General features: G+C 37.9%; 3 protein-coding genes and 3 pseudogenes. 4 read left to right on the top strand and 2 right to left on the bottom strand.

Annotated elements, in window-relative coordinates:
* Positions 1-103 precede the first annotated feature (103 nt).
* Both G337_RS26700 and G337_RS27890 read left to right on the top strand, forming a co-directional pair.
* Positions 104-448: pseudogene (locus G337_RS26700) on the top strand (DDE-type integrase/transposase/recombinase); the annotation flags it as partial.
* A gap of 258 nt (positions 449-706) precedes the next feature.
* Entirely contained in the window at positions 707-1,615 is a 909-nt protein-coding gene (locus tag G337_RS27890) for a LysR family transcriptional regulator (RefSeq protein WP_051303395.1), read from the top strand.
* A gap of 82 nt (positions 1,616-1,697) precedes the next feature.
* Here the strand turns inward: G337_RS27890 and G337_RS29615 are convergent.
* Positions 1,698-1,907: pseudogene (locus G337_RS29615) on the bottom strand (IS6 family transposase); the annotation flags it as partial.
* Positions 1,908-1,956: 49 nt separating this feature from the next.
* Between G337_RS29615 and G337_RS26690 the strand changes: the two are divergent.
* Positions 1,957-2,121 (top strand): annotated as a pseudogene (locus G337_RS26690) (helix-turn-helix domain-containing protein); the annotation flags it as partial.
* A gap of 199 nt (positions 2,122-2,320) precedes the next feature.
* Here the strand turns inward: G337_RS26690 and G337_RS26685 are convergent.
* Entirely contained in the window at positions 2,321-2,671 is a 351-nt protein-coding gene (locus G337_RS26685; RefSeq protein ID WP_051303393.1) for a winged helix-turn-helix domain-containing protein, read from the bottom strand.
* A 740-nt stretch (positions 2,672-3,411) separates the two neighbouring features.
* Between G337_RS26685 and G337_RS0118650 the strand changes: the two genes are divergently transcribed.
* Positions 3,412-3,999 (top strand): outer membrane beta-barrel protein, encoded by a 588-nt coding sequence (locus G337_RS0118650; protein WP_211235825.1) that lies wholly within the window; start codon positions 3,412-3,414, stop codon positions 3,997-3,999.
* Positions 4,000-4,362: the final 363 nt, after the last annotated feature.

Raw genomic sequence — 4,362 nt, 5'->3', positions numbered from 1 at the left:
TGGCCGTTGGCCACGGTTAAGTGGAGAGCCACATGCGCTGAAAGGTGCATGTGCGGTTCGGTGAGGAGAGGCAGAGAAATAGTTCGACTACGCTCTGTCTCTTACTCTACTAACAATCAAAGGTAAGTGGGTTTATTATAGAACCGTGGATAAATACGGCGCTATTATTGATTTTTATTTAAGTAAAAAACGTGATGAGCCCGCTACACGGAAATTCTTTAAAAAAGCGATAGGCAGTAGTGGGCTACCAAGCAAAGTCGTCATCGATAAAAGCGACGCGAATATTGCTAAGTTAGATACTCTTAATGTTCGCCTTTGGTTATCTGGATATATGCTGTTTATGATTGAAGTATTAACCATAAAATACCTTAATAATATCGCTGAGCAGAATCATCGAAAAGTAAAAAATGCATCAATGTTTAGGATGGAAGTCTTGGGCTGGTGCTGAATCAACCTTAGCGGGTGTTGAACTTTGCTCTATACTCAAACAAGGACAGATGATTGACTCTAAAGAGATGACGCCATGGGATCAGTTTCATTTTCTCGCAGCATAATTGTATCTGAAGGAAAATAGCCCCTTCATTTAAAGCAATGTAATTTGAGTTTGCGACAGAACATAAATATGGCACTATTATTGATTATTACTTGAGTGAACCGAGCAATTGTCTGTAGAGTTGCCTAATTTAGAATGGAAGGTTAATTACGCATGATACAATATAATCTCGAACAACTAGCTGCATTTGTAGCCGTGTCTGAGTGCGGCTCGTTCACAAAAGCGGCCAGAAGACTCAAAAAAAACCGCTCTACACTAAGTGAGCATGTTGCTAACTTGGAAATTGCTCTCGAATTAACACTGTTTGATCGCAACAACAATGTCCCAAAACTTACAGAAGCAGGTCGACTGTTACTACGTCAGGCTTCGATATTGCTAAACCAATCAGTGAAATTACAAAATACTGCGTTAATGTTGAATAATGAAGAAGAAAATGAACTGTCGATTTGTCTGGACTTGACTGTTCCCGATCAATTGGTTTACCAAGTAAACCGTCATATATCATCTCTTTTTAGCGAAACAAAAATACACTGGATATATGCAGGTAGAGAGGAGGCACTGAATCGTCTAGTTAATTTAGATGTGGACCTCGCCATTGTAATTCAAAATCAATCGTTTAAAAGACTGTTACCTCCGAATGGACTTGGTTGCTGTGTGCTCGGTGATTTACCAGGCGCTATGTACACACGGATTGATTCTCCGTTACAATCGTTGGCACCAGTGACATTCCAAGATCTTCAGTTAGAAAACCGATATGTTTTAAATAGTTTTGCGGATGCAGGTTTTAGCGAACGAGCAAGCTACTCCGATCATCAGCAAATTATCGGCAAGGAAACGCTGTTGCTTGAACTTTTGCAAAGCTCTGGTTGGGCATTTTTACCAAGGCATGTAGCAGAAGATGAAAGGTACCACAATACGATTAAAGAATTAAAAAACTACCATTTAAATGATTCTTGGGCAATAGGTCATATACTTTTCTTCAGTGAAAATAACAAAGGAAAAGTATTGGAAGAAATAATAACGGAATTAAAAAATCAGTATCGTCTCCTGTTAAAACGCTAGTTAATCACTACATGTATAGGGCTCTATCGCAAATTAAGATTATGTAGCTCTATATGAAGGGGGCACTTTTCCTCAGATACAATTATGCTGCTAGCGAATAAAACTGATCCCATGGCGTTATATCTTTGAAGTTAACCATCTGTCCTTGCTTAATCATGGAGCAAAGTTCAACACCTGCTAATGTTGACTTTGCTCCTGCCCAATATTTCCATCCTAAACATTAATGCATTTTACCCTTCCCTTTTCGATGACTCTGTTCGACAATATAATTGAGATATTTAACAGCTAATACCAATCCCATTAATTTTGTGATCTAATGTGAGTTCTTTAAAGGAGCCCATATGCTCCCTGATTTTCCTAAACTTATTCAATCTACATCTAATGCTAGATTACGAATGAGGTTATTAGCCGTTTCTCATTTCGTTGATGGAAAGAACCGAACAGAAATAGCAATATTCTTAAAAGTAAGCCGTGTAAGTGTGAATAAATGGGTTAAAGCCTATTTAGATTCTGACATTGATTGATTTTATGAAAAACCTCATACCGTCATAGTCTTTAAATGACAGATTCGATAACAACCGTTGGCCGACTGCCTTTCTCAGCCCAGACTCTCGTAGTCGTATTTTGTTGGCCAAATCGTGCTTCATCTTGAAACCATACGTCCACTTTATCTAGCGCAATATGACTGGAATTATGGTGATCGTTTCAGTTAAGAGTTTTTTTAAACACTTCTTGAGCGTCTAAATCTTGCTTAGGGTGCTTAGAGCGTGAAGTGATCCAAACAAGGCCTAACTCCTTCATTAACCTGTAAATATTTCTTATGTGGTAAGTCACACCATATGTCTTTTGAATATCTTTACCCATTAGTCGGCCTCCTTGCTTTTTTACTGCATGAGCAATGACATACTCTTTCAGCTGACTTTTTTGTTTATTATTAAGCATTTTTGCGATTGCAGCTCTAGAATGGCCTTCATGAAATTTTTGTACCGACATATAGCGGAGCTTAAGACTCGCGTTATTCGTATATGGGGTTAATAGTTCTGTAATATTTTTCAATTATTAAACCTGTTATTTTCTAATTTGTAGAAGATACCCCAACTGATCATAAATTAAATTCTTTTGGTATAACCATGTGGTACAACAGCAATCGTCTTCATTCATATTTGGATTATCACTGCCCGAACACCTTTGAAATGATGAACGGGCATTTGGAAAAAGTAGCTTAACTAGGGTGAGAGAATTTAGTTGACCACGTCATTTACTCTTTACTGTAAGTACAATATTCCCTTTTTAATCAGTGTACTGAGATATTATTTCAAGTGATTTGATATCTAGAGGTAGGGTAAAGTCAGCCATAATAACGAGAACATTTGAATTCGAATAACTCATTGTAACTATTATTCAACCTGACTTCCATACCAACAGGAAAGTGGAAAGAGCCCGATGGTATTCCCAACTGTAGCTGATTAGCATTTAAATATAGTATTTATTAGCATCTTTGGCCTGGTCCAGCTTTCTGATACTGTCTAAACGAAAAAGTCAGAAAATACAGTAGGCTCGAGAAGGTGCTTTTTATACCCGGCATAATTATTCTTTAATTAACTGTGCCCGTAGGAAAGAGCTATCACTCCTTTTCCTAAGACGCGACAGAATCTTATGTTTACTAGATTCCATCCCAACAAGAAACGCAGAAGAGCCGCACTTTACCGCAGTGAGGCATTAACTTCTTTTATATAAGTCGGTTACATAAATACTTTTGTTTCAATCCCGGAACTTGAGTTATTAATAGGTCACATATGAATATGTTCAACAAAAAATCACTTACTCTAATCATGATGTCAACATTTGCAGGTGCTGCTTTTGCAAGTAATCCAGCTCCTCAAACGGAATATTTTTTAGGAGGAGATCTGGGGGCCAGATTAAGTGGCAGTATTGAATCCGAATACAACGGTATAAAAACAGAAGAGGATATGTCGTCTTCGTTGGTATTTGGCTTACATGGCGGTGTCATTTTAAATCAAACTCATAAGCTGACTCTGGGTTATGACTATCGAGGAGTATCTCAAGAAGGCGAAGGTGATGACTCCCAAGAAGTCGGTACCATTTATAGTAAATATGATTATATGGTACCTATCGCTGATAGTCTTAAATGGACTGTAGGTGGTAAATTAGGTTACGAAATGCTTGATGCCGATTATGACCTATCAGAACTAGATGGTGTTATTTTAGGTGTACAAACCGGATTGGATTATAGATTTAATGACTGGAGCGTTGGGACAGAAGCCGCTTATATTTATCATACTAGCGATATGGAATTTGAAGGCGATTCAGTAAAAATTGGAGATGAAGTACTGCTTATGACCAACCTAGCATACCACTTCTAAGACGGTTCTGGGCTCTTTTGCGTTTATTGTTGGAATGAAATCCAGTAACCATAAGGGTTATAATGCAAGACAGATTTCAAAACGTCCTGGTTTTTATGAAATATTTCATCAGATGAGCTCTGCCGGATAGACTACCAGATGGTAGGCCACATTGAGCAGCATAGCCTTCTGTCAAGCCGCATCATGGATATTGAAAATGGTGGCAATGCTCATCTCAGTATCAAATACGTCCCGTATAAACAGGAGGCAGTCCGGTTCTGTCGCAAATAGCAAATTTTGGTATTTTGTGACTTTTAAAGTGTCTGTTTTTAATGGATATTAAATTTTCATTTTCATTTTCACTAAAAAACTATTTGCGACAGA

The sequence above is a fragment of the Psychromonas aquimarina ATCC BAA-1526 genome (assembly GCF_000428725.1).
In the GTDB taxonomy this organism is placed as follows: Bacteria; Pseudomonadota; Gammaproteobacteria; order Enterobacterales; family Psychromonadaceae; genus Psychromonas; species Psychromonas aquimarina.
This window is presented reverse-complemented; position numbering and strand designations above follow the sequence as displayed.

Coding starts and splice junctions, on each gene's coding strand:
- G337_RS27890 (WP_051303395.1), top strand. CDS start 707: ATGATACAATATAATCTCGAACAACTAGCTGCATTTGTAGCCGTGTCT.
- G337_RS0118650 (WP_211235825.1), top strand. CDS start 3,412: ATGAATATGTTCAACAAAAAATCACTTACTCTAATCATGATGTCAACA.